The sequence below is a fragment of the Verrucosispora sp. WMMA2121 genome (genome assembly GCF_027460185.1).
GTDB classification, from domain to species: domain Bacteria; phylum Actinomycetota; class Actinomycetes; order Mycobacteriales; family Micromonosporaceae; genus Micromonospora; species Micromonospora palythoicola.
Window position 1 is genome coordinate 1,276,116 of record NZ_JAPZBH010000006.1, and the last position, 26,855, is coordinate 1,302,970.

General features: G+C 72.6%; 24 protein-coding genes. 11 read left to right on the forward strand and 13 right to left on the reverse strand.

Annotation, left to right across the window (positions count from 1 at the left end):
• Nucleotides 1-84 precede the first annotated feature (84 nt).
• Nucleotides 85-318 carry a helix-turn-helix domain-containing protein gene (locus tag O7605_RS14725; RefSeq protein ID WP_269739718.1) on the forward strand — a complete coding sequence of 78 codons (234 nt, stop codon included), beginning with the start codon at nucleotides 85-87 and terminating at the stop codon, nucleotides 316-318.
• 102 nt (nucleotides 319-420) lie between these two features.
• Nucleotides 421-1,101 carry an Rv3235 family protein gene (locus tag O7605_RS14730; RefSeq protein WP_269739719.1) on the forward strand — a complete coding sequence of 227 codons (681 nt, stop codon included), beginning with the start codon at nucleotides 421-423 and terminating at the stop codon, nucleotides 1,099-1,101.
• A gap of 139 nt (nucleotides 1,102-1,240) precedes the next feature.
• Here O7605_RS14730 and secA read toward each other — a convergent pair whose 3' ends face one another.
• Entirely contained in the window at nucleotides 1,241-4,168 is a 2,928-nt protein-coding gene (gene secA / locus O7605_RS14735) for a preprotein translocase subunit SecA (protein ID WP_269739720.1), read from the reverse strand.
• Between the two features lie 169 nt (nucleotides 4,169-4,337).
• Between secA and O7605_RS14740 the strand changes: the two genes are divergently transcribed.
• Nucleotides 4,338-5,483: a GNAT family N-acetyltransferase gene (locus O7605_RS14740; protein ID WP_269739721.1), complete on the forward strand. Its 1,146-nt coding sequence runs from the start codon at nucleotides 4,338-4,340 to the stop codon at nucleotides 5,481-5,483.
• Complete coding sequence (locus tag O7605_RS14745) at nucleotides 5,480-6,622, forward strand: GNAT family N-acetyltransferase (protein ID WP_269739722.1); 1,143 nt, start codon at nucleotides 5,480-5,482, stop codon at nucleotides 6,620-6,622. Before O7605_RS14740 ends, O7605_RS14745 begins: the two co-directional genes overlap by 4 nt.
• A gap of 69 nt (nucleotides 6,623-6,691) precedes the next feature.
• On the opposite strand, the gene hpf is transcribed toward O7605_RS14745, so the two are convergent.
• The 5 genes from hpf to mtrA all read right to left on the reverse strand — a co-directional run bounded on the left by hpf (nucleotide 6,692) and on the right by mtrA (nucleotide 12,563).
• Nucleotides 6,692-7,342 carry a ribosome hibernation-promoting factor, HPF/YfiA family gene (gene hpf / locus O7605_RS14750; protein ID WP_269739723.1) on the reverse strand — a complete coding sequence of 217 codons (651 nt, stop codon included), beginning with the start codon at nucleotides 7,340-7,342 and terminating at the stop codon, nucleotides 6,692-6,694.
• A 248-nt stretch (nucleotides 7,343-7,590) separates the two neighbouring features.
• A complete protein-coding gene (locus tag O7605_RS14755) occupies nucleotides 7,591-8,253 on the reverse strand; it encodes a ComF family protein (protein ID WP_269742638.1) in 663 nt (220 codons plus the stop codon).
• 41 nt (nucleotides 8,254-8,294) lie between these two features.
• The gene (locus O7605_RS14760) at nucleotides 8,295-10,094 is read right to left on the reverse strand and encodes an LpqB family beta-propeller domain-containing protein (protein WP_269739724.1); all 1,800 of its coding nucleotides are present in this window, start codon (nucleotides 10,092-10,094) and stop codon (nucleotides 8,295-8,297) included.
• Nucleotides 10,091-11,860, reverse strand: a complete 1,770-nt coding sequence (mtrB, locus tag O7605_RS14765) for an MtrAB system histidine kinase MtrB (protein ID WP_269739725.1) — start codon at nucleotides 11,858-11,860, stop codon at nucleotides 10,091-10,093. Before mtrB ends, O7605_RS14760 begins: the two co-directional genes overlap by 4 nt.
• 13 nt (nucleotides 11,861-11,873) lie before the next feature.
• Entirely contained in the window at nucleotides 11,874-12,563 is a 690-nt protein-coding gene (mtrA, locus tag O7605_RS14770) for an MtrAB system response regulator MtrA (protein ID WP_164449927.1), read from the reverse strand.
• Nucleotides 12,564-12,772: 209 nt separating this feature from the next.
• Here mtrA and O7605_RS14775 point away from each other — a divergent pair, with 209 nt between their 5' ends.
• The 5 genes from O7605_RS14775 to O7605_RS14795 are packed head-to-tail and all read left to right on the forward strand — an operon-like array spanning nucleotide 12,773 to nucleotide 17,850.
• Nucleotides 12,773-13,615 carry a hypothetical protein gene (locus O7605_RS14775; RefSeq protein ID WP_269739726.1) on the forward strand — a complete coding sequence of 281 codons (843 nt, stop codon included), beginning with the start codon at nucleotides 12,773-12,775 and terminating at the stop codon, nucleotides 13,613-13,615.
• The gene (locus O7605_RS14780) at nucleotides 13,612-14,187 is read left to right on the forward strand and encodes a DUF4129 domain-containing protein (RefSeq protein ID WP_269739727.1); all 576 of its coding nucleotides are present in this window, start codon (nucleotides 13,612-13,614) and stop codon (nucleotides 14,185-14,187) included. The genes O7605_RS14775 and O7605_RS14780 overlap by 4 nt, the downstream gene beginning before the upstream one ends.
• A complete protein-coding gene (locus O7605_RS14785; protein ID WP_269739728.1) occupies nucleotides 14,184-15,560 on the forward strand; it encodes a DUF4350 domain-containing protein in 1,377 nt (458 codons plus the stop codon). Before O7605_RS14780 ends, O7605_RS14785 begins: the two co-directional genes overlap by 4 nt.
• An 11-nt stretch (nucleotides 15,561-15,571) precedes the next feature.
• Nucleotides 15,572-16,543 (forward strand): AAA family ATPase, encoded by a 972-nt coding sequence (locus O7605_RS14790; protein WP_269742639.1) that lies wholly within the window; start codon nucleotides 15,572-15,574, stop codon nucleotides 16,541-16,543.
• The gene (locus tag O7605_RS14795; RefSeq protein WP_269739729.1) at nucleotides 16,540-17,850 is read left to right on the forward strand and encodes a DUF58 domain-containing protein; all 1,311 of its coding nucleotides are present in this window, start codon (nucleotides 16,540-16,542) and stop codon (nucleotides 17,848-17,850) included. The genes O7605_RS14790 and O7605_RS14795 overlap by 4 nt, the downstream gene beginning before the upstream one ends.
• A gap of 88 nt (nucleotides 17,851-17,938) precedes the next feature.
• Here the strand turns inward: O7605_RS14795 and O7605_RS14800 are convergent, their stop codons facing one another.
• Complete coding sequence (locus tag O7605_RS14800) at nucleotides 17,939-18,913, reverse strand: stage II sporulation protein M (protein ID WP_269739730.1); 975 nt, start codon at nucleotides 18,911-18,913, stop codon at nucleotides 17,939-17,941.
• A 41-nt stretch (nucleotides 18,914-18,954) separates the two neighbouring features.
• Between O7605_RS14800 and O7605_RS14805 the strand changes: the two genes are divergently transcribed.
• Both O7605_RS14805 and O7605_RS14810 read left to right on the forward strand, forming a co-directional pair.
• Nucleotides 18,955-19,848, forward strand: coding sequence for an RDD family protein (locus tag O7605_RS14805; RefSeq protein ID WP_269739731.1), 894 nt, complete (start codon nucleotides 18,955-18,957; stop codon nucleotides 19,846-19,848).
• A complete protein-coding gene (locus tag O7605_RS14810) occupies nucleotides 19,845-19,997 on the forward strand; it encodes a hypothetical protein (RefSeq protein WP_269739732.1) in 153 nt (50 codons plus the stop codon). The genes O7605_RS14805 and O7605_RS14810 overlap by 4 nt, the downstream gene beginning before the upstream one ends.
• Nucleotides 19,998-20,106: 109 nt before the next feature.
• Here the strand turns inward: O7605_RS14810 and ahcY are convergent, their stop codons facing one another.
• From ahcY to O7605_RS14840, 6 genes are all read right to left on the reverse strand, one after another.
• Entirely contained in the window at nucleotides 20,107-21,606 is a 1,500-nt protein-coding gene (ahcY, locus tag O7605_RS14815; protein WP_269739733.1) for an adenosylhomocysteinase, read from the reverse strand.
• A 292-nt stretch (nucleotides 21,607-21,898) separates the two neighbouring features.
• Nucleotides 21,899-23,056, reverse strand: coding sequence for a mannose-6-phosphate isomerase, class I (gene manA, locus O7605_RS14820; protein WP_269739734.1), 1,158 nt, complete (start codon nucleotides 23,054-23,056; stop codon nucleotides 21,899-21,901).
• Nucleotides 23,057-23,059: 3 nt separating this feature from the next.
• Nucleotides 23,060-24,013 (reverse strand): cation diffusion facilitator family transporter, encoded by a 954-nt coding sequence (locus O7605_RS14825; protein WP_269739735.1) that lies wholly within the window; start codon nucleotides 24,011-24,013, stop codon nucleotides 23,060-23,062.
• Entirely contained in the window at nucleotides 24,010-25,206 is a 1,197-nt protein-coding gene (locus O7605_RS14830) for an SIS domain-containing protein (RefSeq protein WP_269739736.1), read from the reverse strand. Before O7605_RS14830 ends, O7605_RS14825 begins: the two co-directional genes overlap by 4 nt.
• Entirely contained in the window at nucleotides 25,203-25,385 is a 183-nt protein-coding gene (locus O7605_RS14835) for a Trm112 family protein (protein ID WP_164446020.1), read from the reverse strand. Before O7605_RS14835 ends, O7605_RS14830 begins: the two co-directional genes overlap by 4 nt.
• Nucleotides 25,386-25,447: 62 nt before the next feature.
• Nucleotides 25,448-26,827, reverse strand: a complete 1,380-nt coding sequence (locus O7605_RS14840) for a phosphomannomutase/phosphoglucomutase (protein WP_269739737.1) — start codon at nucleotides 26,825-26,827, stop codon at nucleotides 25,448-25,450.
• Nucleotides 26,828-26,855 lie beyond the last annotated feature (28 nt).

The window sequence follows — 26,855 nt, forward strand, 5'->3', positions numbered from 1 at the left end:
GTCCCGCCGGGCGGGCGACGGATTGGTCGGCGGTCGGCCGTCGGTGGCAAACTGAGGCGAACGACGTCAACCAGGGGAGTTTCGGTGGAGCCGAGGTTCCTGCTGCTGTCCGACGTGGCCACCGAGCTGAACGTGTCGGATTCGCAGGTCTACCACATGGTACGCAGCGGCGAGCTGCCCGCGATCAAGATCGGCGGCCGGGGGCAGTGGCGGGTGGAACGGGCCCGCCTGGAGGAGTACATCGAGCGCAAGTACGCCGAGACCGCCGAGTGGGTACGCGGCAACCCGTTGGCGGAACGCGATTCCGAGGAGCGGTAGGGGCTGCCACGGCATTGACCGTGGGCTCTGCCGTGTCCGACAATCAAGGCTGTCGAAGGCAAACGAAGGCAAACATAGGCTTTGACAGGTGGAGGCACTGCGATGACCGACCTCCGGCGACCCGGGCCGGCGCGCCCGCCCGTACGGCTGCGCCCGGCGCCCGTCTTCGAACCGCCTTCCGTCGACGAGGACACCGCCGGTTGGCCCCGCCCGGCCGACGGCCAGCTCGCTCTCGACCTGTTCGCCGCCGGCCGCCAGTGGCCTCGCGGCCGTGGTCCGGAGCGGCAGCAGTCACCGCAGGGGGTCGCGCGCTCGGGCAGTCGGCCGGTCAGCCCGGGCGTGCCGTGGCCGGCCGAGGCCGGGCGACCCGCCGGGCCGGGTGCGGCGTGGTCCGGCCGCGAACCGGCCCGGCAACTGCCGCCCGAGGCACTGACCACGGCCACGCCCGGGGCCACCCGGGTCGCCCACCGCTTCGTCGCCACCTGCCTGGAGGTGTTCAACGGGTTCCGGCCGCCGGTGCAGCTACGTCGTCAACTCGATCCGGCTCGGGTCGCGGTGCTGCTGCCCGAGCTGGCCCGGGCCACCGCACGTGGGGCTCCGGCCCGGCGGCGTTCGGCGCGCCCCGGGGTGCGGCTGCGCCGGCTGCGCGTCTGCGAGCCGCGCCCCACCGCCATCGAGGCCGCCGCCGTGCTCACCGGTGCCGGCGGTCGTAGCTGGGCGATGGCGCTCCGCCTGGAGCAACGCTGTGGCAACTGGTTCTGCACCGACCTGCGGGTTCTCTGACCGGGCGCGCCCGCAGCCCGACCGCCACGGACGGAGCCCGGACGAGATCGCGCCCGGATCTCGGGCGAGTGGCCGGGTCCGCCGGGCGGTGGCCACTCGATCCGGGACCGGGCGCGATCCTTCGGAGTCGGACGGATCCCTAGCCGGCCGAGGTGCCGCCGGGCGCGCCGTGGCAGCGCTTGTACTTACGACCCGAGCCACAGGGGCACGGTGCGTTGCGGGACGGTCCGTTGCTGGCGGTCGCCTGCCCCGGTGCGGGCTGGCGGGAGTTGCCGCCCGGGACCGCCGGACCACGCAGGCCACTCGCTGGACGCTGCGGCGCGGCAGGTGCGGTCCGGCCCGGCGCCGCCGGGGCGGCCTGGTCCGGGCGGCCGATGCCGAGCGCGGGAGCCCGCTGCTCCGCACGCTGCACCGCGACGCCACCGGAGCCGGCCTCGCCGTCGATGGTCGGCGCGGAGTACTGAAGCCCCTGCTGCTGCGGTGCACGACCCAGGCCCTTGGCCCGGATCTCCACCGGCTTGTCCAGCAGCTGGACCTCCTCGGCCTCCGGCTCCGGCTCGTTGACCTGCACCTCGAGGTTGTAGAGGAAGCCGACGGTCTCCTCCTTGATGCCGTCCATCATGGTGGCGAACATGTCGAAGCCCTCACGTTGGTACTCCACCACCGGGTCGCGCTGGGCGTACGCCCGCAGCGTGATGCCCTCCTGGAGGTAGTCCATCTCGTAGAGGTGCTCACGCCACTTGCGGTCGATGACCTGGAGCAGCACCATCCGCTCCAGCTGCCGGGTGCCCTCGGCGCCGAGCTGCTCCTCCCGCCGGTCGTACGCGGCGTTCGCGTCCTCCTTCAGCCGGGCGAGCAGGAAGTCGGCGTCGATGCTGGCCCGCGACCCACCCGCCTCCTCCTCCAGCTCCTCGATGGTGACGCCCACCGGGTAGAGCTGCTTGAGGCTGGACCACAACTGCTCAAGATCCCAATCCTCGGCGTAGCCGTCCGAGGTGGCCCCCCGCACGTACGCCTCGACGGTGTCGTCGATCATGTTGCGCACCTGGTCGGAGAGATCCTCACCGTTGAGTACGCGCAGCCGCTCGGCGTAGATCACCTGGCGCTGCTTGTTCATGACCTCGTCGTACTTGAGGACGTTCTTCCGGATCTCGGCGTTCTGTCCCTCGATCTGGGCCTGGGCGCTCTTGATCTGGCGGGTGACCATCTTCGACTCGATGGGCACGTCCTCCGGGATGTTGAAGCGGTCCATGACCGCCTCCACCGCACCGGAGCGGAACCGCTTCATCAGCTCGTCCTGCAGGGACAGGTAGAACCGCGACTCGCCCGGGTCACCCTGCCGGCCGGACCGACCACGCAGCTGGTTGTCGATCCGCCGGGACTCGTGCCGTTCCGTGCCCAGCACGTACAGCCCACCGGCGGCGGCGACCTCCTCGGCCTCCGCGTCGCAGGCCTGCTTCCACTTCGGCAGCACCTCTTCGAGGGCCTTGTCGTACTCCTCGGCGTTCTCCAGCGGGTCCAGTCCACGCTGGCGCAGCTCGTTTGCCGCGAGGAACTCGGGGTTGCCGCCGAGCAGGATGTCGGTGCCCCGGCCGGCCATGTTGGTGGCCACCGTGACCGCGCCCCGACGGCCGGCCTGAGCGACGATCTCCGCCTCCCGGGCGTGGAACTTCGCGTTCAGCACCGAGTGCGGGATGCCCCGACGGGTCAGCAGCCGGGCCAGGATCTCGGAATTCTCCACCGAGACCGTGCCGACGAGCACCGGCTGACCTGCCTGGTGCCGCTCGGCGATGTCCTCGATCACCGCGTTGAACTTGGCCTGCTCGGTCTTGTAGATGACGTCGGCCCGGTCCTCGCGGATCATCGGCCGGTGGGTCGGGATGGTCACCACGCCGACCTTGTAGACCTTGTTGAACTCGCCCGCCTCGGTCTGGGCCGTACCGGTCATCCCGGCGAGCTTGTCGTAGAGGCGGAAGTAGTTCTGCAGGGTGATGGTGGCCAGGGTCTGGTTCTCCTGCTTGATCTCCACCCCCTCCTTGGCCTCGATCGCCTGGTGCATGCCCTCGTTGTAGCGGCGACCGTGCAGGATGCGACCGGTGAACTCGTCGACGATCAGGACCTCGCCGTCGCTGACGATGTAGTCCTTGTCGCGCTTGTACAGCTCCTTGGCCTTGATCGCGTTGTTCAGGTAGCCGACCAGCGGAGTGTTCACCGACTCGTAGAGGTTGTCGATGCCGAGCCGGTCCTCGACCTTCGCCACGCCCCGCTCGGTGACCGCGATGGTGCGCTTGGAGTAGTCGACCTCGTAGTCACCCGCGCCGTCCTTGCCCGACTGGAGACGGGCCACCACCGCGGCGAACTCGCCGTACCAGCGGGCGGAGTGTTCGGCCGGGCCGGAGATGATCAGCGGGGTACGGGCCTCGTCGATCAGGATCGAGTCGACCTCGTCGACCACGGCGAAGTTGTGGCCGCGCTGGACCAGCTCCTCCCTCGACCAGGCCATGTTGTCGCGCAGGTAGTCGAAACCGAACTCGTTGTTCGTGCCGTAGGTGATGTCGCACTCGTACGCCGCCCGGTGCTCGGCGGCCGGACGGTTGGGCAGCACCACACCGACGGTCAGGCCGAGGAACTCGTGCACCCGGCCCATCCAGGCGGCGTCACGCTGGGCCAGGTAGTCGTTCACCGTGACCACGTGCACGCCCTTGCCGGACAGCGCGTTGAGATAGACCGGCATCACCGAGGTCAGGGTCTTGCCCTCACCGGTCTTCATCTCGGCGATGTTGCCGAAATGCAACGCCGCGCCACCCATCACCTGCACGTCGTACGGCCGCTGACCGAGCACCCGGGCCGCCGCCTCCCGGCAGACCGCGAACGCCTCGGGCAGCAGGTCGTCCAGGGTCTCGCCGTCGGCGAGACGCTCCCTGAACTGCTCGGTCATGTCGCGCAGCTCATCGTCAGTGAGGTTGACGTAGTCGTCCTCGATCGAGTTGACGGCGGCGGCGATCGCCTTGAGGCGGCGCACCATGCGCCCCTCGCCCGCGCGGAGGACCTTTTCCAGAATCGACACGGATCAACGCTCCCCTAGACAGTCTCGAACCATCGTAGGCGCTCCATCGGGCGGATGGTCACTGGTGGCGGTGGTCGGCCGCCGCGAAACCGACATAACACTCTCCGCTCTCGTTCGCGTCCCGGTTATCCGGTTACGCCGTGCGCGAACGATCCGGCACGATGGCCCGGTGGAGCCCGTGGAGATCACCGAGGACGGTCTGCTGCTGCGGCCGTGGCGGGAGTCCGACGCCGACGCCGTGCACCGCGCCTGCCAGGATCCGGACATCCAGCGCTGGACCACCGTACCTCGCCCGTACCGGCACGAACACGCGCAGAGCTTTGTCGCGGACCGCGCCCGTCAGTGGGAACGCGGCATCGCGGCGGCCTTCGCGGTCTGCGACGCCGCCGGCGGCGAGGTGCTCGGTGCCTGCGGGCTGAACACCATCGACCGCGACCACGAACTCAGCGAGATCGGGTACTGGACCGCACCATGGGCGCGGGGCCAGCGCGTCGCCGTGCGGGCCGTGCGGGCCGTCGCCCGGTGGTCCTTCGACGAGTTGAAGCTGCGCCGGCTGCTCTGGGGCGCACGGGTGGGCAACCACGCCTCCCGGCTGGTCGCCCTGCGCTGCGGCGTACGGGTCGAGGGGCGGCTGCGGGCCGCCGAGCCGGTGGGCGGCGGCCACGAGTGGTTCGGCACGCTGCTGCCCGGTGACGTACCAGCGCCCGGCGAGGTCGGCCCGGCCGGTCCGGGCACCCTGGACGCGCGTCGTGCCGCCATCTTCGGTCAGCCGCAACCGACCCTGTTCGCCACCGCCGGCACGCACGAGCTGAGCCTGCGCCCGATGGAGGAGCGCGACCTCGACGCGATCGTCACCACCTGCCGGGACCCGGACACGCTGCGCTGGACGACCCTGCCGGAGGGGTACACGCGCGCGGACGCCGAGGATTTCCTGCGGTTCGTCCAGGGCACCTGGGCCGCCGGTACCAGCGCCAACTTCGTCCTCACCGACGCCGCGGACCGGTACGCCGGCTCGATCGACCTGCGGCTGTCGCCGACCGACCCGCTGGTGGCGGACGTCGGCTTCATGACCGCGCCACCGGTCCGGGGGCGGGGGTACCAGCCGGCGGCGCTGGCGGCCCTGTGTGCCTGGGGCTTCACCACCCTCGGGCTGGCCCGGATCGAATGGCGAGCCAACGTCGGCAACGTCGCCTCCCGGCGGGCCGCCGAGAAGGCCGGTTTCGCGATGGAGGGCACCGCCCGAGGAGCCCTTCACCACCGCGGCAACCGGGTCGACGCCTGGGTCGGTGCCCTGCTCGCGGAGGACCTGTCATGAGCGAGCGGCCGCGAGCGAATCATCAGTACAGCGAGCAGTGGATCGAGGCGTACGGGGTGCGGCTACGGCCGTTCCGCCTCGACGACGTCGAGGATGTCGCGGCCGGCTGCGCCGATCCGCTCACCCAGCGCTTCCTCGACGGGCTGCCCGACCCGTACACCGAGGCCGACGCACGGTGGTGGATCACGCAGGGTGCTCCGGCCGCCTTCGCCAGCGGTGGCGCCGCGTACGCCGTGGTCGACCCGACGATCGACCGGCTGGTCGGCACCGTGGGCCTGAACAACCCGGTGCCGCCACGGGGCCAGGCCGAGATCGGCTACTGGGTGGCGCCGTGGGCGCGCGGCCGAGGGGTGGCCACCGCCGCCACCCGCGCCCTGTCCGAGCACGCCTTCGCCGGCGGCACCGCCCGCCTGGAGCTGCTCACCCGCCCGGAGAACGCGATCAGCCAGCGGGTCGCGCTGGCCGCCGGTTTCCGGCCCGAGGGGGTACGCCGCTCCGCGACGCCCGCCCGGGGCGGCGACCGGCGGGACCTGACCGTGTGGGTGCGCCTCGCCGACGATCCGCCCGGCCCGTCGGAGCGTCCACTGCCGGACCTGCCCGACGGCCGGCTCACCGACGGGGTTGTCGTGCTGCGCCGACTCGGACCGGACGACGCCGAGCAGACCTACCGCCTGCACAGCGATCCGGAGGTGGCGGCCAGTCGGGTTCCCCCGGGAGCGCCGGCCCGGCAGGACATCGAACGGCGGTGCGCTGACGCGGAGGGGCAGTGGCTGGTCGGGACCGCCGCCGCGATGACGATCCTCGACGCTGCGTCCGGTGACTTCGTCGGCAACTGCACGCTCAACTACGACCAGCCCGCCAGCGGGCAGGCGATGATCGGCTACAGCCTGCTGCCGCGGTGGCGCGGACGCGGCTACGCCACCCGCGCCGTACGGCTGCTCGCCCGGTGGGGATTCGACCACGTCGGCCTGTCCCGGCTGTGGGCCGGCACCCTGCCCGAGAACGCCGCGTCCCAGCGGGTGCTGGAGAAGGTCGGCTTCCGGCGGGAGGGGCTGCTGCGCGGCCGGCTGCCCGGTGCGGCCGGCCACCGGGCCGATTCGACGATCTACGGTCTGCTATCGACGGATCCGACGGATTGACCGGCGGCCGCACCCGACCAAGCGTCGGCGGCCCGGCCCGGCGAGTGCCGACCCGGGCCGCCGTGACACTCAGATGTCCAGCGAGATGATGCCGTAGTCGTAGGCGTGCCGCCGGTAGACCACACTCGGCCGGCCGGATTCCTTGTCCTGGAAGAGATAGAAGTCGTGGCCCACCAGTTCCATCTGGAACAGGGCGTCGTCGATGGTCATCGGCTCGGCGGGGTGCACCTTCTCCCGGGCGATGTGCCACGGCTGGTCGTCGGCGTACTCCTCCTCGGGCCGCTCGGCCACCGCGGTGGCGCTGCCGGTCTGCGCGGCGGCGCTGCTGGTCTCCGCGGGGGCGGACAGCGCGGGCAGGTCGGTCACCGGCAGGCCGGCGGTCGCGGCGGCGACCGAGAGCGGCGCGTGCCGGCCACGGTGTACCCGACGCCGGTCGGCCGCGCGCCGCAGCCGGGAGTCGAGCTTGGCGATCGCCGAGTCCAGCGCGCTGTAGAAGTCGCTGGTGCAGGCCTCGGCCCGGATCACCGGGCCACGGGAATAGCAGGTGATCTCCACCCGCTGGCAGTGATCGGCCTGGCGCGGATTGCGCTCGTGGAACAGTTCGACATCGACACGAATGAGCTTGTGGTCGTAGCGTTCGATCTTCGCGAGCTTGTCTGCTACGTGCACCCGGTAATGGTCCGGCACTTCGACGTTACGGCCCTTGACCACGATGTCCACGTGACCTCCCTCGTTCGGACGGTCTTCGATCCGGAAATCCGGTCGCGCCCGGGGGACGGCCCCATTCGGCGTCGACCGGTCAATGCGGCTACGCCTCCTCTCACCGCCGGGGGCGGGTGGAGTGGCCTTCCTACCCCCGACAGCCAAACGCTAACTCCTGTTAGCCCGACAGTCACCCCCGGTCGCCAAGACCGGCCCGAGAATTTCCACACCTCATACACGAAGGGGTGAAACGGAAACACGATCGGTCACTGTTGGTGCTTTTTCCGGGTCGCGGCCAGCACCGCCGCACCGTACGGCGACAGCCCGCGCACAGTCAGCACCCGACTGACCGCCGCGAGGGTCGCTCCGGTGGTGACGATGTCGTCCAGCAGGACCACCGTCGACCCGGCGACCGCCGGAAAGCGGCCCGACCGGGCCCGGAAGGCGGACGTGGCGGCCGCCGCGCGCCCGGCGCTGTCCAGCGTCACCGAGTCCGGTCGGGGTCCGGCGCGTACCGCGTGGTGCACCCGCACCGGCCAGCCCACGGCCCGCAGCCGACGGGCGCAGTGCCGGGTCAGTCGGCCCAGGTGATCTCCGTAGCGGGCCCGGGCCGCCGTCGGGGTGTCCGGCACCGGCACCAGCAGCACCGGGCCCGGCGCACCGACCGCCGCGGCGACGACCTCGGCGAGCAGCGCACCGAGTGGCCGGGCCAGACCGTGCCGGCCGTGATCCTTGTACGCCAGCAGCATCTCCCGCAGCGGCCCGCCGTACTCGCCCAGGGCATGGCAGGGCGGCAGTTCCGGCGGGGCCGGGACCGGCCGCACCGGAACCGGGCGCAGCGCCCGCAGCGCGGTGACGCAGTCCGGACAGACCCCGTGCCGCAGCCCCGGTCGGCGTTGCCGGCAGCCGGCGCACTCGGTGGGCAGCACCAGGTCGGCCAGGTCAGCCCAGAGCCCCCCGGTCACGGCACTCAGTACAGGAAGACGGGTGCGGTGGGGTTGCCCGGACGCACACCCGCCGGCGGCGGTGTGACGTCCTGGACCTGGTCCCGGTTGATCCGGTCGAACGGGTTGCTGCGGTACGCGACCCCGTTCGCCTCGTACATGAACGAGCCGGCCAGCGGGGAACGCTCGGCGATGGCGGGGTACGCGGCGAGGTGATCGACCTGGCTGCCGGTGTCCTCCCGCAGCGGGGTCTCCAGGGCACCGTCCACGCTCACGTCGTAGATCGCCGGACGCCCGGCCGAGCCGGCGACCAGCAGAAGGTTCGCCGCCGACCAGTCCACCGCGGTGGCGTCGCTCAGCGAGCTGACCAACCGTCGGGCCGGGCCCACGCTGGGCACCTCACCCTCCCAGTTGATCGCGGCGACGTGCAGCGTGCCGTCGACGATCAGCGCGAGCCGGTGCCCGTCCAGGGCGGCCGCCACCGCGGTGACCCGGCCCGGCAGGCCGAGCTGAACCTGCCGCGTCGTCGCCTGGCTGTCGAAGCGGTAGAGCCGGCCGTCGGCCACCACCAGGCCGGCCGGTCGGGCACCGTCGCTGCGGATCCAGACCGGGCGGCTCATCGCGGTGTACCTGCTGGTGCCGGTGGTCAGGGTTTCCACCACGCCACCACCGCGGCCGACCGCCAGTCGCTGCCGCCCGTCCGCACCGGCCACCACCGCGGCGACCAGGACGTCGTTGTCGAGGCGACGCAGCCCGGCGGAGACGATGTCGTGGTTGACCTCGGGTGCCAGCGGCACCGAGCCGGCGGCCTCGCCGACCACGGTCAACGCGTGGATGGCCCCGTCGTAGACGCAGTACCGCCGGGCGTCGGCCTCGACCGGGTCCAGTGGATTCAGTCTGCGCTGCTCCGCGAGGTCGACCACCTTGCGGGACTGATTGAGGATCTTGACCTCGACGGTGCCGTGCAACTCCCGCAGGGACCACGCCAGCTGGGTGGCGAGCTGCTCCAGCCGCTGCTCGTCGGCGCCCGGCATGTCGAGGTTGACCTCCCACCGGCCGTCCGAGCCGGTGGCGTTGTTGATCATTTCGGTACGGTCGGGCAGGCCGGCGACACCGATCCGCAGCCAGTCCGAGGGGCCGGCGGTCAACCACCGGATCACCTCGCTCACCCGCCGCTCCGGCGGCACGGCCGAGGAGAGGTACCGCTGGTCGGGCACGAGCTGGGTGCGGTCGGAGTTCCAGAAGTAGATCGCCTCCGCCTGGTAGTACCGGCGCAGCGCGTCGTCGCTGAGCAGCAGCACGTTCGGCGGGTCGCTGACGTAGTACCCGGCGTCGTCCTCTCCGGTCGGACCGGCGCTGACCAGCCGGAACTCGTACGTCGACTCGGTCGCCACCGGCGGCACCAACATCCCGTTGGCCCGCAGCAGGCCGACCTGCTGCACGCTGATGGTCACCTTCATGCTGTCCACGTCCGGTTCGATCACCGGATCGTCGGTGAGCCGCACCACCGACAGCGCCACCTCGCTGCCCTGCTTGTCCGGCAGCCTGTCGCGTTCGGAGGTCGCGATGAACCGCGTGACCCGCTCGTACGCCCGGTCGGGCTCGCCGGCCGCCGCGGCCAGGAAGTTGCGCACGAACGCCTCGGCGTCGCCGCCGCTGGCCTCCCGCGTCGGCGGTTCGGTGCCACGGCCCAGCGACCAGTTCGTCTCCGCGGCCGGCCCACGCTGCTCGATCTGCACCGCGCTGCGGTCCGGGATTCCGCAGCCGGCGGCAAAGCCCAGCACCAGGACGCCGCCGAGGGCCCCGGTCAGCAACCGTCGCCTCACGAGCCCACCTCCGCGCGCCGCTGCTCGGCCGACGGAGACGCCTCCGGTGCCGGGCCGATGGCCAGCGCGCCGGCCGGGCCCGGCCCGATGGCCAGCAGTCCGCCTGCGGGCGCGCCACCGAACGGCAGCGTGGCGTCGGCCGGCACCAGCCGCAGCGGCGAGGTGGTCAGCCGGTCACCGGCCCGCGCCGGCAGGGTGAGCCGGAACTGGGCACCCTGTCCCGGGGCACCCCACGCCTCCAGCCAACCGCCGTGCAGTCGGGCGTCCTCCAGGCTGATCGACAGGCCCAGGCCGGTCCCGCCGGTCTGCCGCGCCCGCGACGGGTCGGCCCGCCAGAACCGGTTGAAGACCAGCTTCTCCTCGCCCGGCTTGAGCCCGACACCGTGGTCACGCACGGTCAGCGCGACGGCGGTCTCGTCCACGCCCAGCGTGATCCGCACCGGCCGACCCTCGCCGTGCTCGACAGCGTTGCCCACCAGGTTGCGCAGTACCCGTTCGACCCGTCGAGGGTCGATCTCGGCGATCACCGGGGCGGCCGGGACGTCCAGTTCGATGGCCACTCCCACCCGCTCGGCCAGCCCGGTCAGCCGGTCGGCGACCCGGTGGACCACCGGTACCAGGTCGGTCGGCTCGGCGTCGAGCACCGCGAAACCCGCGTCGAACCGGCTGATCTCCAGCAGGTCGGTCAGCAGTTCCTCGAAGCGGTCCAGCTCGGCCTGGAGCAGCTCGGCACTGCGCGCCACCGCCGGATCGAACTCGTCACGTTCGGCGAAGATCAGGTCAGCGGCCATCCGTACCGTGGTCAGCGGAGTCCGCAGTTCGTGCGACACGTCGGAGGTGAACCGGCGTTGCAGTCGGGACATCTCCTCCAGTCGCAGGATCTGCCGTTGCAGGTTGGTGGCCATCTGGTTGAACGAGGCCGCGAGCAGCGCCAGGTCGTCCTCACCGTTGACGGCCATCCGCTGGTCGAGCAGGCCGGCCGAGAGTCGCTGGGCGGTCCGGGCGGCGACCCGTACCGGGATCACCACCAGGCGGGTCACCAACGCGGCGAGCAGGCCGAGCAGCAGCACCAGGGCGACTCCGGTGGCCACCACGGTGGCCCGCGCCTGTGCGGCCGTGGTGTCCTGCAGGGTCAGCGGCACGAAGTAGTACAGCTCCACCTGACCGAACCGGGTCGGCACCGGCGAGCCGTAGACGAGGTACTTCGTCTCGGCGTCCCCGGTGAGCCGGCCGGTACGGATCTGGTTGGCCACGTTGCCGTCGGCCACCGCGGCGCGCAGCTCGGCGCTGATCAGCGGCCGGACGTTAGCCGAGGGTGAGGTACGCGGCTCGATCACGCCGGGCCAGTTGTCCGCGGTGAGGGCCACCACCACGCCGCTGTTCTGCTGGGGGTCGCCACCGGCCAGGTAGTTGACCGTGCCGTCGATCGTCTCCTGGAGCTGAGCCTCCTGGGGCTGGCTGTAGAGGCTGAACTGCTTGGCCGCGTACTCCGCGCCGTTGAGCAGCCGCAACTGGACGTCGGTCTTGGCGTTGTCCAGCAGAATGCTCGTGATCTTGTCGGCGATCAGATAGGCGAAGCCACCGACCAGCAGGCTGGACGTCACCAACGTGATGGTCACCACCCGCACCTGCAACGAGCGACGCCAGGTCTGGTGCAGCCTCGCCAGTGATCGGGCCAGTCGGCCTCTCACCCCACGCCACAACTCCCACCCGGCGCCCTGTCGGCGGGAGGTCGGATCGAGATCGGGGGTCGGGGAGGTGGCCACAGTGCGACCAAGGCTATCCGGTACCCGCCTTGTAGCCCACGCCGCGAACGGTGAGGATGATTTCGGGTCGCTCCGGGTCCGGCTCGATCTTGGCACGTAGTCGCTGCACGTGCACGTTGACCAGCCGGGTGTCCGCCGCGTGCCGGTACCCCCAGACCTGCTCCAGCAGCACCTCCCGGGTGAAGACCTGACGCGGTTTGCGGGCGAGCGCGACCAGCAGGTCGAACTCCAGCGGCGTCAGCTTCACCTCCTCGCCGTTGCGGCTGACGGTGTGCGCCGGCACGTCGATGGCGATCTGGTTGCCGGGCGGGCCGATGGTGAGCAGTTCCGGCGCGGCGTCCTCGCCCCGGCGCAGCCGCGCCCGCATCCGGGCCACCAGTTCCTTCGGCTTGAACGGCTTGACCACGTAGTCGTCGGCACCGGACTCCAGACCGAGGACGACGTCGACCGTGTCGCTCTTGGCGGTCAACATCACGATCGGCACTCCGGACTCGCCCCGGATCGCCCGCGCGACGTCGATACCGCTCATTCCGGGCAGCATCAGGTCAAGCAGGACGATGTCGGGCCGACTGTCGCGGAACGCGGCCAATGCCCGTTCCCCGTCCGCCACGAAGGAGGGCATGAAGCCTTCGCTGCGCAGCACGATGCCGAGCATCTCGGCGAGCGCGGGGTCGTCGTCGACCACCAGTACCCGGGCTCTCATGGGGTTAATGGTTCCATCCCGTCAGTTCGGTGGGCTCGGCGTCACCCGCACGCTACTGCCGTCAGGTGGGCCGTGCCCAGCACCGCTCGGTTCTACCGCCCGCACGTGCCACTCCGGGGGGCGGGTCTGCACCCCGGGCGACCGCGCGTGTCAACATGATCCCCGGGTGCGCCGCAGCGCGCCACCGTCACCGCCTCCCAGGAGTACGCGTGCCCGACACCGGCCCGTCCGTCGTACTCCCCGGCCGTCCGCTGACCACCGGCGAACTCCTCGACTCCGCGGTGCTGCTGCTCCGCGGCCAGGCACCGGTCCTGCTTCCCGTCGCCGCCGTGCTCGCCGCCGCCGAACAGCTCGTGCTGCTGCCCCTGCGGAGCGCTGTGGGTGCCACCGCGCCGCTGTGGTGGGTGTCCGACGCGGACGATCTCGACACCTTCTGGTTCCTGCTCGCCCTGGGCGCGGCGACCGAAGCGATGATCATTATGCTGCTCGGCAACCCGGCCGCCCGCGCCGCCGCCCGGGCGCTGGTCGGTCTCCGGTCCACCGCCGCCGACGCGTGGGGCCCCGGTGGCCGCTGGGGCGCCAGCGTCCTGCTCTGCCCCGCGGTCGGCGCGGTCATGCTGCTGGCCGCCCTGCTCGGCCCCGCCTGGTTCGCCGGATTCGCCCTGCTGGGGGCGGTGGCGCCGGCTCTTGTGGTCGACCGGGTCGCGCCGGTACGCGCGATCAACCGCTCCGCCGCGCTCGCGGTACGGGTGGGCGGGCGGGCCGCCGCGCTGCGGGTACTGGGCTATCTCGTCTGGTGGATCATCCGGGTCGGGCTCGGCTGGGGGACGTTCACCGGCGTGACCGCGCTCGGCCTGACCACCGAGGGCTGGACCGGCGCCGTGGCGATGCTGATCTGGGCGGCCGTGAACGCGGTCGCCTACGCCGCGCTGGCCTGCCTGGACGCGGTCCTGCACCTGGAGACCCGGATCCGCACCGAAGGTCTGGACATCCGGCTCTCCCGCGTGCCCGGCGCCGCGCGTACCCCGGAACTGCTGGCGGTCGGCGGATGAGCTTCAGCCGGTGGTGGACCGAGACCATCGCCGCCCTCGGCGACCATCTGCCACTGCCGCTGGCCGCGCTGCTGCTGGTGCTGGTCACGGCGCTCACCGCGACGGCCTGGTACACCTTCCCCGGCTGGCTGCCCCGCCGACTGCCCCGGCCGCGCCGACGCCGACGCACCGGCGCCGGGCGCGGGAAGCCCGAGGCCGCGCCGCCGACGACGGTCGCCGCACCGCCGCCCACCGGTCCGCTCGGCACCGTCCCGGTGGCCGACCGGCTGGCCGCCGAGGGCCGCTACGACGAGGCGGTCCGCGAGCGGCTGCGCGTCATGCTCCACCAGCTCACCGACCGGCACGTGGCGCGGGTCCAGCCCGGCATGACCGTCGCCGAGGTGGTCACCGACGCCGCCGCCAACCATCCACCGGCCGGACCGCCGCTGACCGCCGCCGCCGGCATCTTCTCGGAGGTTTGGTACGCGCAACGCCCGGCGACCGCCGAACACGATCACCGGATGCGTGACCACGCCGCTCGGCTGGGAGAAGTGCTCGCCGAGGCCCCGCCCAGGAAGGACGACGACCGGTGAGCACCCGGGGTCGCCGCCACCGGATCATCGTCCCACCGCTGGTGGGGTTGCTGCTGATCGCCGTCACCCTGGTCACCGGGGAGATCGACCAGCCGGACCAGACCGACCGGGGCTTCCTCTCCCCGGTGGCGTCCGGTGACCACGGTGGCAGCCGGCTCGCCGCGAACCTGGGCGAGCGCGGGGTGCTGGTGCAGCGGGAGACCGACACGGTCCGGGCGTTGCTGGCCACCCGGCCCGGCCCGGCCACCCTGTTCGTCCCCGCACCCGAGCTGCTGCACCCGCGCACCGTCAGCTACCTGGGCCTGCTGCCCGGCGGCACCCGGCTGGTGCTGGTCGACCCGCCCAGGCGGGTGCTGGCCGCCGCCGGACTGCCGCTGCGCCCGGCGGGCCGGCGGTGGGCGGCCCAGGCCGTTTCACCGCACGGCGTCGACCGGCCCTGCCCACTGGCCGAGGTCTCGCCCGCCGCCACCGCCGCCGTCGCCCGCCAGCGGTACGCACCGACCGGCGCTCCGGACAGTGTCGATCTCTGCTACGGCGGCGGCCTGGCCCGCCTGCCCGGAGCCGCCGAGAGCGTGGTGGTGGGTGCCAGCGACCCGTTCCGCAACGGCCGGATCGACGAATGGGACAACCTGGCCTTCGCCACCGGACTGCTCGCCACCTCCGGCCGGGTGATCTGGCTCGACCTGGACGGCCCGGCACCGCCGCCACCCGAACCCAGTCCCGCGCCGACCCGGCCCCTGCCGGACCGCGACGCCGACCTCGACGAGCGCGCTGACCCGGAGGACGCGGACAGCGGCGGCGACGGCGAGACGGCACCGGGCGGCCGTCCGGACGGTGAGGCGTCCGGTCCCGGCGGCCGGGCCTCCGCCGGAGAGCCCAACCCGCTCTGGTCGGCCTTCCCCGCGTGGTTCTGGGCGCTGCTGCTGCAACTCGGCCTGGCGGCCCTGCTCGTCGCCATCGGTCGGGCCCGGCGTCTCGGTCCGTCCACGCCGGAGCCGCTGCCGGTGTCCGTGCCCGCCGCCGAGACGGTTCTCGGCCGGGGACGGCTCTACCAGCGGGCACGCGCCCGGGAGAGCACCGCCCGGGTGCTCCGGACCGCGACGCTGGCCCGACTGGCACGACGCGTGCACCTGCCGGCCGAGGCACCACCGGCAACTCTCGCCGCCACGGTCGCCGCCGGCACCGGCGACCGGCCCGACGCCATCCACGAGCTGCTCTACGGCGACGCGCCACGAACCGACCGGGACCTGCTGGAGCTGGCCGGTGACCTGGACCGCGTGGCGCGTGCCGGCGAGTCCGGCCCAGCGCAGCCCGTCAACCCGCCGGCCCAGCCCCGACTGCCGAAGCCCCGATCCGAAGGAGACTCCCGGTGACCCGACCCGCGATGACCGTGGACCCGCTCGCCGCCGATCCCAGTCGGGCCGCGCTGCACCGGCTCCGCGCCGAGGTGGCCAAGGCGGTCGTGGGGCAGGAGGGTGTGGTCACCGGGCTGATCGTCGCGCTGCTCTGCCGTGGTCACGTGCTGCTGGAGGGGGTGCCGGGGGTCGCCAAGACGCTGCTGGTGCGTACCGTGGCCGCCGCGCTGGACCTGGGCTCGCGGCGGGTGCAGTTCACCCCCGACCTGATGCCCGGCGACGTCACCGGTTCGATGGTCTTCGACGCGCGGACCGCGGCGTTCACCTTCCGCGAGGGGCCGGTGTTCACGAACCTGCTGCTCGCCGACGAGATCAACCGCACCCCACCGAAGACCCAGTCGGCACTGCTGGAGGTGATGGAGGAGCGGCAGGTCACCGTCGAGGGCGAGCAGCGCGTACTGCCCGACCCGTTCATCGTCGCCGCCACCCAGAATCCGGTTGAGTACGAGGGCACCTACCCGCTGCCGGAGGCCCAGCTGGACCGGTTCCTGCTCAAACTCACCGTGCCGCTGCCCAACCGGGACGAGGAACTGGGTGTGCTCCGGGCCCACCACGCCGGTTTCGATCCCCGGGAGCTGACCGCCGCCGGCGTACGCCCGGTGGCGGACGCGGCCGACCTCGCCGCCGCGCGTACGGCGGTGGGTCGGGTGCACGTCGCCGAACCGCTGCTCGGCTACGTCGTCGACCTGTGCCGGGCCACCCGCGCCACCCCGGCGCTGGAGCTGGGCGCCTCGCCGCGCGGTGCGACGGCCCTGCTCGGCACCGCGAAGGCGTGGGCGTGGCTGAACGGACGCGATCACGTGCTGCCCGACGACGTCAAGGCGATGGCGCGACCGACCCTGCGGCACCGGCTGCGCCTGCGTCCGGAGGCCGAACTCGAGGGTGTCGGGGTGGACCCGGTGCTGGACACGGTGCTGGCCACCGTGCCGACTCCGCGATGACCTGGCGGGTGGCGGCGCTGCTGGCGGCAGGGGCGCTGACCCTGCCGTGGTGGCCGGCACCCTTCGTCGGGGTGGCGGTGATGGTCGGCGTGGTGCTGCTGCTGGTCGGGCTCGACCTCGCGCTCGCCGCGCCGCTGCGGGCGCTGACCGCCGAACGGACCGGTGAGCGGACCGTACGGCTCGGTGGCACCGCCACGGTCACGCTGTACCTGCGCAACGCCTCCGGCCGGCCGCTGCGGGCGCGGGTACGTGACGCCTGGGTGCCGTCGGCCGGGGCCCGGCCGGAGGTGCCACCGACCCGGGTGGTGCGGGCCGCACCCGGTGCGGTGCTCGCGCTGCCCACCCAGCTCACCCCCACCCGCCGGGGCGACCGACCCGCCGTGGCCCTGACCGTCCGCTCGCTCGGGCCGCTCGGGTTGGCGTACCGGCAGCGGGGTGGCCGGCCCGGCACGCCACCGTGGACGGTACGGGTGCTGCCCCGCTTCGACTCGCGCCGGCACCTGCCGGAACGGCTGTCGCGGCTGCGCGTCATCGACGGCACGCAACTCGGCCGGGGACGCGGGCCGGGAACCGAGTTCGACGCGCTGCGGGAGTACGTGTCCGGCGACGACGTGCGCTCCATCGACTGGCGGGCCAGCGCCCGGCGGGCCGAGGTGCTGGTGCGCACCTGGCGCCCGGAGCGGGACCGGCGGCTGATCTGTGTGCTGGACACCGGGCGCACCTCGGCGGTACGGGTGGGCGACGAGCCACGGCTGGACGCCTCGATCGAGGCGGCGCTGCTGCTCACCGCGTTGGCGGCACGGGCGGGTGACCGGGTGGACGTGGTCGCGGCGGATGCCGCGACCCGGGCCTCGGTGGGTGGTGCCGAACGGCCGGGGCAGTGGAGCCGGCTGGCGCACGCGCTGGCCCCGCTGCAACCCGCGCTGGTGGAGACCGATTTCCGGCTGATCGCGGGCGAGCTGCTCCGGCGACACCGCCCGCGCAGCCTGGTGGTGCTGCTCACCGCCCTGGAACCCGGTGCGCTCGGTGAGGGCCTGTTGCCGGTGCTGCCCCGGCTGGCCGCCCGGCACCGGGTGGTGGTGGCCGCGGCGCAGGACCCGGTACTGGCCCGGCTCACCGCCGTACCCCCGCGGCGCCCGGCGGACGCCTACGCCGCAGCCGCCGCCTGGCGCACGCTCGCCGAACGCGACCGCCTTACCCAGGCGCTCACCCGCCACCACGTCACAGTGGTGGACGCCCCCGCCCCCCACCTGGCCCCCGCCCTGGCCGACACCTACCTGACCCTGAAATCCCAAGCCCTCCTCTGACCCACCCCCACCCCCACCCCCGGATTCTCCGTGTTGATCATGGGGTTAGCGGCAAAGTTGATCTCCAACCCTGCCGCTAACCTCATGATCAACGCGGGTGGTCCGGGTGGTCCGGGGGGTTTGGGGGGGTTGGGGGGTGGGGGCCGAGGGCGAGGGGGTAGGCGAGGAAGGCGAGCCAGGCGGTCACGCCTATGGCGATGCGGAGGGGGGTCGGCAGGGGGGCGGGGGTGATGAAGGCCTCGATCAGTGCCGCGACGGCGAAGAGGGCGACCAGGCCCACGGCGACCAGCACGCCGTCGCGTCCCGCCCGGGCCACCGCCTGCCCCCGGGTCAACTGCTCCGGCGGTGCGATCCACGCCCACCCGATACGCAGTCCGACCCCGGCGGCGACGAACACCCCGGTCAGTTCCAGCAACCCGTGCGGGGTGATCAGACCGAAGAAGACGTCCGCGCGGCCATAGGAGACCATCACCCCACCGACGACGCCGATGTTCATCGCGTTCTGCCACAGCAGGTAGCCGACGGGCACGATCAACACCCCCGCCGCCAGGCACTTCGCCGCAAGCCAGGCGTTGTGCGTCCACAGGTGGAAGGCGAACGTCGGCGCGGAGAACTCCGTGTAGTAGCCGGCGAAGCCGGACTCGACCAGGTTGGCGGCCTCGTCGTCGCCGATGAACGCCGCCGCCGTCTCCGGATTGTCCGCCACGAACCACATCAGGGTGAAGGTGAGCAGGGTGAAGGCGGTCGCCACCGCACACCACCACGGCGCCGCCCGCCAGATCGCACCGGGCAGGTCGGTCAGCAGGAATCGTTGTACGGCCGTCCAGGACGGTCGGGACCGACCGGTGAGCCGCGCCCGCGCCCGGAGCACCAGCTGGGACAGCTCGCTGACCAGCGCCGGGTCCGGCGAGCGGCTACGCAGCACCGACAGTTGGGTGGTGACCCGCTGGTAGAGCACGACCAGCTCGTCGACCTCGGCCGCGTCGAGTCGTGGCTGACCACAGAGCTGGTTCAGCCGACGCCACTGCCCGCCGTGCTCCGCGACGTACGCGTCGACATCCACCGGCCACCTCCGACCGCGCGATCATAGTGTTCACTGTCGGGGTGAGCACAGCGGCACGAGCGTGGACCATCCCGGGCTGGGGTGACGCCGGGCTGGTCAGCGGCGAGGCGGTCGAGCTGGACGTGCGGGCCGCGCGGATCGGCTCCCGGGCGCTCGCCCTCCTGATCGACGTGCTCGTGCAGCTGGTCGCCGGGCTGCTGCTCGCCGCGCTGACCGGGCTGGTGCTGGCCGCCCTGCCGTACGGGGTGCTCGACGCGGCGATGGAACGCGCCCTGCTCACCATCGGGCTGGTCCTGCTGCTGGTCGGCTATCCGGTGCTCTGCGAACGGTTCAACGACGGCCGGACGCCGGGCAAGGCGGCGGTCGGGCTGCGGGTGGTCAGCCTCGACGGCGCTCCCGTCGGGTTCCGGCAGTCGCTGACCCGGGCACTGGTCGGGGTCGCCGTGGAGTGGCCGGGTCTGGTGCTGCCGCTGCTGTCCTGGGCGGTCGGGCTGACCGTGATGCTCAGCGACGCCCGTGGCCGGCGACTGGGCGACCTGGCGGCGGGCACCCTGGTGGTGCACACCCGGACCGCGACGAGATGGCGTTCGGTCCCGGCGATGGTGCCGGAACTGGCCGGCTGGGCGTACTCGGTGGACCTGAGCCGGTTGGACGCGGAGCTGGCGCTGGCCGTACGGCAGTACCTGGCCCGGGCCCACGGGTTCAGCCAGCCGGCGCGCGGCGAACTGGCCCGGCTGCTGTGGTGGCAGGTCGCCGCGGTGACCAGCCCGCCACCTCCGGCCGGCCGGCCGGAGGTGATGTACCTGGCCGCCGTCATCGCCGAGCGGCATCGACGGGCCCGTCGCCTGCTCGCCGACGAACGCGCGCTCACCGACGCGTTGTGGCCGCAGTTGCCGGGTGCACCGTCCGACGATCGACCGGGGAGGTCAGGATGAGGGCCTTCGTGCCGTGGCTGGCGGTGCTCGCGGTGGTGCTGCTGCTCAGCGCGCTGCGGCTGCGCACCCTCGCGGCGCTGGTCTCGGTGGCCTGGCTGGTCTGGTGCGTCTGGACCTGGGTCCGCCCCACCCGGCGACGTCCACGCTGACCGCGCGTGGGCGACCGGCCACACGCCATGCCGGTCGGTGCGGCACCGCGACCGCACGGCCACCCTCCGGGGCCGGCCACGGCGGTCGGCCCCGGAGGTGACGCGATGCTCAGTAGCGGTAGTGGTCCGGCTTGAACGGGCCTTCCACGGCGACGCCGAGGTAGGCGGCCTGCTCCTTGGACAGCGTGGTCAGCTTGGCGCCGAGCGCGTCCAGGTGCAGCCGGGCGACCTTCTCGTCGAGGTGCTTGGGCAGCACGTACACGCCGATCGGGTACTCGTCGGTCTTGGTGTACAGCTCGATCTGGGCGATCGTCTGGTTGGCGAACGAGTTCGACATGACGAAGCTGGGGTGGCCGGTGGCGTTGCCCAGGTTCAGCAGGCGCCCCTCGGAGAGCACGATGATCGCGTGACCGTCGTCGAACTTCCAGAGGTCGACCTGCGGCTTGATGTTCTCCCGGGTGACGTCCGAACGCTTGGCCAGACCGGCCATGTCGATCTCGTTGTCGAAGTGGCCGATGTTGCCGACGATGGCCTGGTGCTTCATCCGGGCCATGTGCTCGTTGGTGATGACGTCGTAGCAGCCGGTGGCGGTGATGAAGATGTCGGCGGTCTCGACCACGTCGTCCAGGGTGGCGACCTGGTAGCCGTCCATCGCCGCCTGGAGCGCGCAGATCGGGTCGACCTCGGTCACCACGACCCGGGCGCCCTGGCCGCGCAGCGACTCGGCGCAGCCCTTGCCGACGTCGCCGTAGCCGAACACGACCGCCATCTTGCCGCCGATGAGCGTGTCGGTGGCCCGGTTGATGCCGTCGATCAGCGAGTGGCGGCAGCCGTACTTGTTGTCGAACTTGCTCTTGGTCACCGAGTCGTTGACGTTGATCGCCGGGAACTGCAACGTGCCGGCGCGGTGCATCTCGTAGAGCCGGTGCACGCCGGTGGTGGTCTCCTCGGTGACGCCCTTGATGCCGGCGGCGATCCGCGTCCACCGCTGGCCGCTCGCGGCCAGCGAGCGGTGCAGCAGGCCGAGGATGACCGCGTACTCCTCGGAGTCGGCGGACTCGACCGGCGGCACGGCCCCGGCCTTCTCGAACTCGGCGCCCCTGTGGACGAGCAGGGTGGCGTCGCCACCGTCGTCCAGGATCATGTTCGGGCCGTCCCCGTCGGGCCAGTCGAGCACCTGCTCGGTGCACCACCAGTACTCCTCGAGGGTCTCGCCCTTCCAGGCGTACACCGGGACACCGGACGGTGCGTCGACGGTGCCCTGCGGGCCGACCACGACCGCGGCGGCGGCGTGGTCCTGGGTGGAGAAGATGTTGCACGACGCCCAGCGGACCTGCGCACCGAGTGCCACCAGGGTCTCGATCAGCACGGCGGTCTGGATCGTCATGTGCAGCGACCCGGTGATCCGCGCTCCCGCGAGCGGCTGCGCGTCGGCGAACTCGCGCCGGATCGCCATCAGACCGGGCATCTCGTGCTCGGCGAGACGGATCTCCTTGCGCCCGAACTCGGCGAGCGAGAGATCCGCCACCTTGAAGTCGCCCTCGGCGACAGTACGCGGCCGGGCCTCGGACGACGTGCCGCTTGCGGACGCCGGGAGGGTGCTGGTCATGAAAGCTCCTGTCGGACGATGGTGCTGCGCAACCTCCCACCTTACGCGCGTTCACGACGCGCGGTCGGGGTGGTGACGGACAGCGCACGGGGCGGCCGGTGTGGACGTGTGCCGTCCAACTCCGCCCGCCCCGTGCATCCCCCCGGTTTGGTTCCCCCGCGCGTTCTCGGACCATCGTCGCGATAACGCTACGCACCCATAGAGTCACACTGAGCGAGCACCGAGTCAAGCTATTTCGGGAAATTCGGACTTGCCCGTCGGTGGTTGGTCACCCGCCGAGCGTAGGAAGAGTTCAGACCTGCCCGGTCGAGGCGATGTACGTCTCACCCGCACCGGTGACCGTGAGTGAACCACCCACAGCCGGGCCGACCGCGGCTCGACCGGACCCGAGGGTCACCGGCGCCACCCCGTCGGTCACCGTGACCCGGCCATCGGTGCACAGCACCACCCGGGGGCCCGGCACCGCCAACGTCACCTCGCGTCGGCCACCACCGACGGTCACCCGGTGCAACGCGAAGTCGTCCACCGGCACCGGCCAGGTCAGCACCCCGTCGGCGACCTCCTGCGGTGCGACCACCGGCCGGTCGAGCACCTCGAACCGGAGCACCCGCAGCAGTTCGGCGACGTCCACGTGCTTCGGGGTCAACCCGCCCCGCAGCACGTTGTCGCTGGCGGCCATCACCTCCACGCCGGTACCCCACAGGTACGCGTGCAGGTTCCCGGCCGGCATCCAGATCGCCTCACCGGCCGCCAGCCGCACCCGGTTGAGCAACAACGCCACCAGCACTCCCGGATCTGCCGGGTACGCCTCCGCCAACCGGGCCACCAGGTCCGCGTCCGGGCCCTGCGCCGCCCGGGCCGCCGCCACCAGCCCGGCGCGCTCCGCCGTCGGCCACTCCAACAGCCGGCGTACGGCCTCGGCCAGCCCCACCGGCCCGGCGGCCAACGCGTCGAGCACCGGCCGCAGCTGCGGTACGCCCAGTGCGGCTAGCGCCCGTGCCGAGTCGGCGGGATCCCGGAACCCGCACAGCGCCTCCATCGGCCCGAGCGCCACCAGCAGCTCCGGCTTGTGGAACGGGTCGACGTAGTTGCGGTGCCCACCGGAGCGGGCCCGCTCGGCGGCGTGACCCACCCGTGCCTGCTCGGCGTCCGGATGGGCCTGGAGACTCAGCGGAGCCGCCGCCGCCAGCACCTTGAGCAGGAACGGCAGTCGGAGCCCGAACCGGTCGAGCACCGGCCGGCCGAGCCACTGGACCGGCTCGGCGGCGAGCACCTCGGTGAGCGGGATCCGCCCGCCGTCGCGCTCGACGGCGGCCGGCGCGCCCGGATGCGCGCCGAGCCACAGCTCCGCCTCGGGTGCCGCGCTCGGCACCGGCCGGCCCTGGAGTTCGGCGATCGCCGAGCGGGAGCCCCAGGCGTAGTCCTTGATCGGCCCGTGCAGCGGTTCCACCGGTCAGCTCCCACCGCGTCCGGACGCGGTGGCGGGAGCGGCGGTGGTCCGGTAGATGTCCGGTTCGAGGTAGATGACCCGGGCGACCGGCACGGCGGCCCGGATCCGCCGCTCCACCGCGTCGATGCCCCGGGCGACCTCCTCGGCGCTGTCGCACCGCGACACCGCAACCTTCGCGGCCACCATCAGCTCCTCCGGACCGAGGTAGAGAGTCTTCATGTGGATGATCCGCTCCACCTCGGGACCGGCGGCGACCGCCCGCTCGATGGCCGAGACGTCCGCGGGCTCCGCCCCCTCGCCCAGCAGCAGGCTCTTCGTCTCCACGGCCAGCACGATCGCGATGGTCACCAGCAGCAGACCGATCATCGCGGTGCCGGCCGCGTCCCACCGGCCGTTACCGGTGGCCAGGGTCATGCCCACCCCGAACAGGGCGAAGACCAGGCCGACCAGCGCGCCGAAATCCTCCAGCAGGACCACCGGCAGCTCCGGCGCCTTCGACCGGCGGATGAACCTGGTCCAGGACTCGCTGCCCCGGACCAGGTTCGACTCCCGGACGGCGGTACGGAACGAGAACGACTCCATCACGATCGCCGCGAGCAGCACGGTCACCGGCACCCAGTGCCAGCTGGTGATGCCGTGCGGGTCGGACCACTTGTGCCACGCCTCGTAGAGCGCGAACAGACCACCCAGGCTGAACAGCACGATCGAGACGATGAACGCGTAGACGTAGCGCTCCCGGCCGTAGCCGAAGGGATGTTCCGGGGTGGCGGCCCGCCGGGCCCGCTTGCCGCCGAGCAGCAGCAGGGCCTGGTTGCCCGAGTCGGCCACCGAGTGGATGGACTCGGCGAGCATCGACGACGAACTCGTCAACAGGTAGGCCACGAACTTCGTCACGGCGATACCGACGTTGGCGAGCAGCGCGGCGATGATCGCCTTGGTGCCACCCTGCGTGCTCACTGGTTGGCCAGTTCCTTCATCTCGGTGATCGCCGGCACCGCCATCGGATCCAGGCCGTGCGCCAGGGCCAGGTAGATCGACGCGAAGTCCGGCACCGCCACCAGCGAGGCCAACCGCTCAAGCGCCGAGCCGCCCTCGGCGGTGACCACGTCGCACCGGACGCCCCGCCGCTCGGCGAGGGTCTGCACCGCGTCCGCGCGCCGCTCCTCGACAGCGAGGGGCTCGTCGGCGTCGTCCTCGGCGTTCAGGCCACCGTCGCGCAGCAGCACCAGCCGCAGTCGGGTGCCCTCACCGTCCGACTCGTCGGGGTCGGCGAAGATGTCCCGCTCTCCCTCGGCCAGCCCCCCGAAAACGCCGTCGAGCAGCCCGACCCGGCCCCGACCGGCCTCACCGAGCGCACCGGTCACCACCGGGTACCGGGCGTTGGCCGACAGGGTGTCGCCGAATCGGCGCGCGGCGACCGACGCCAGCGGCGACGAGCCCCACACGATCGGGATCGACCCGGCCAGCCCGAGGGCGAGGGACTTCGCCGGGTTGACGAAGGACTCCGCGGTCGGGCGACTGCGGTCCGCGTCGGCGTCGAGCCGGGCCGCCGTCTCCGCCAGGTCCGCCTCGTTGACCTTGACCAGGCCGAGGGCCCGGGCGGCGAGCAGCACCGGCACGGTCAGTCCCCAGAGGCTGGCCCGGGCGGGTGCCCGCCGGGGCACCGGGATGAACGGGGCGCGGGCCCGCTCGGCGACCGAGTGCAGTTGCGAGTCCGCCGGACCCACCGCGACCAGCCGGGCGCCCCGCCGGTGGGCGGCCTCGGCCGCACCCAGCGCCTCCGGGCTGCGGCCGGAGGCGCTGACCGCGATCACCACGTCGGCCGCGCCGACCCAGCCGGGTACGCCGGCGAGGCGGTGTGCGATCACCGGTACCGGGCACCGCGGCCCGGCGACCGTGGCCAGCACGTCGCCGGTGCGTCCGGCGGTGCCGATGCCGGCGATCACGACCGCTCGGGGACGTCCGTCGTCGGCGAGTACGGAGAGGTTCGCCTCGGCGGCCAGGGCGGCCGACTCGCGTACCTGCGCGCCCGCTGAGGCGGTGTGTCGCAGCATGCCGCCCGGGTCACGCTCGGCGAGGGCCTGCGGGTCGTCGAGCAGTCGTTCGTCGGCGTTGCGGTGTCCGCTGACGCCGGCCGTTCCGTCGATCACGATCCCTCCGCGGGGACGCGCGCCTCGTCCAGCAGCAGCACTGGCACGTCGTCGCGGACCTCGAAGATCCGGCCACACTCGGTGCACGTCAGCGTCTGGGCCGGCGCGTCGTAGGTCAGCGGGGCATGGTGTGTGTCCGGGCAGGCGAGGATTTCCAGCAACTGCGGGTCGAGGGCCACTGCGCGGCTCCTTCCACGTGTGCGGCTTCACCGATCGGGGGTGCCGACCGGCGCGAGCGATCTTATCGGCGAACCCGGTCGAGCACCTCGTCGCGCAGCGCGGTCATCCGCTCGGCGGTCGGTGCCTCGACGTTGAGCCGCAGCAGCGGCTCGGTGTTCGAGGCGCGCAGGTTGAACCACGCCCCGTCGGCGAAGCGCAGGGTGAGCCCGTCCATCTCGTCGGCCTCGGCGTCCGGGTACGCGGCACGCACCTCGGCCACCTTGGCCGCCTGGTCCGCCACCGTCGAGTTGATCTCACCCGAGGCGACGTACCGCTCGTACTCGGCGGCCAGCGTGGACAGCGGCAGCGGCTGCTCGCCGAGCGCCGCCAGGGTGTGCATCGCGGCCAGCATCCCGGTGTCGGCGAACCAGAAGTCCCGGAAGTAGTAGTGCGCCGAGTGCTCCCCGCCGAAGACCGCGTTGGTGCGCGCCATCTCGGCCTTGATGAAGGAGTGACCCACCCGGGCCACCACCGGCTCACCGCCGTGCTCCCGAATGATCTCCGGCACCGCGCTGGAGGTGATCAGGTTGTGGATCACCGTCGACCCCGGGTGCTTGGCCAACTCCCGAGCCGCCACCAACGCGGTGATCGCCGACGGGGAGACCGGTTCGCCGCGCTCGTCGACCACGAAGCAGCGGTCGGCGTCCCCGTCGAACGCCAGGCCGATGTCCGCGCCGTGCGCCACCACCGCGCGCTGCAGGTCGACCAGGTTGGCCGGATCCAGCGGGTTGGCCTCGTGGTTGGGGAACGTCCCGTCCAGCTCGAAGTACAGCGGCACGATCCGCAACGGCAGAGCCGGCAGGGCGGCGTCGCCGAGCACACTCGGCACGGTGTGCCCGCCCATTCCGTTGCCGGCGTCGACCACCACGGTCAACGGCCGGATTCCGGAGAGGTCGACGAGCGTGCGCAGGTGTGCCGCGTAGTCGGGCAGCAGGTCGCGCCGCTGCGTCGGTGCGGTCGGCTCACCGAGCGGCTCGTCCTTGTCGAGCAGGGCCTGGGCCCGGTCGCGGACCTCGGCCAGCCCGCTGTCCTGCCCGACCGGACGCGCACCGGCGTGACAGAGCTTGATGCCGTTGTACTGAGCCGGGTTGTGGCTGGCGGTGAACATCGCCCCGGGCAGTCCCAGCGCGCCGGAGGCGTAGTAGACCATGTCGGTCGAGGCGAGCCCGATCTCGATGACCGGGCGGCCCTCGGCGCGTAGCCCGGCGGCGAAGGCGGCGGCCAGCCCGGGCCCTGAGGCCCGCATGTCGTGCCCGATCAGCACCGCCCGCCCCGGGTCACCGGCGGCGTCCAGCACCTGGGCGAAGGCGACACCGAGCGCGCCGGCGACACGCTCGTCCCACTGGTCCGGCACCGTCCCACGGACGTCGTACGCCTTCACGATCCGGGACAGATCAGACACCGGTTCCACTCCTCGCCTGCGGGTCGTC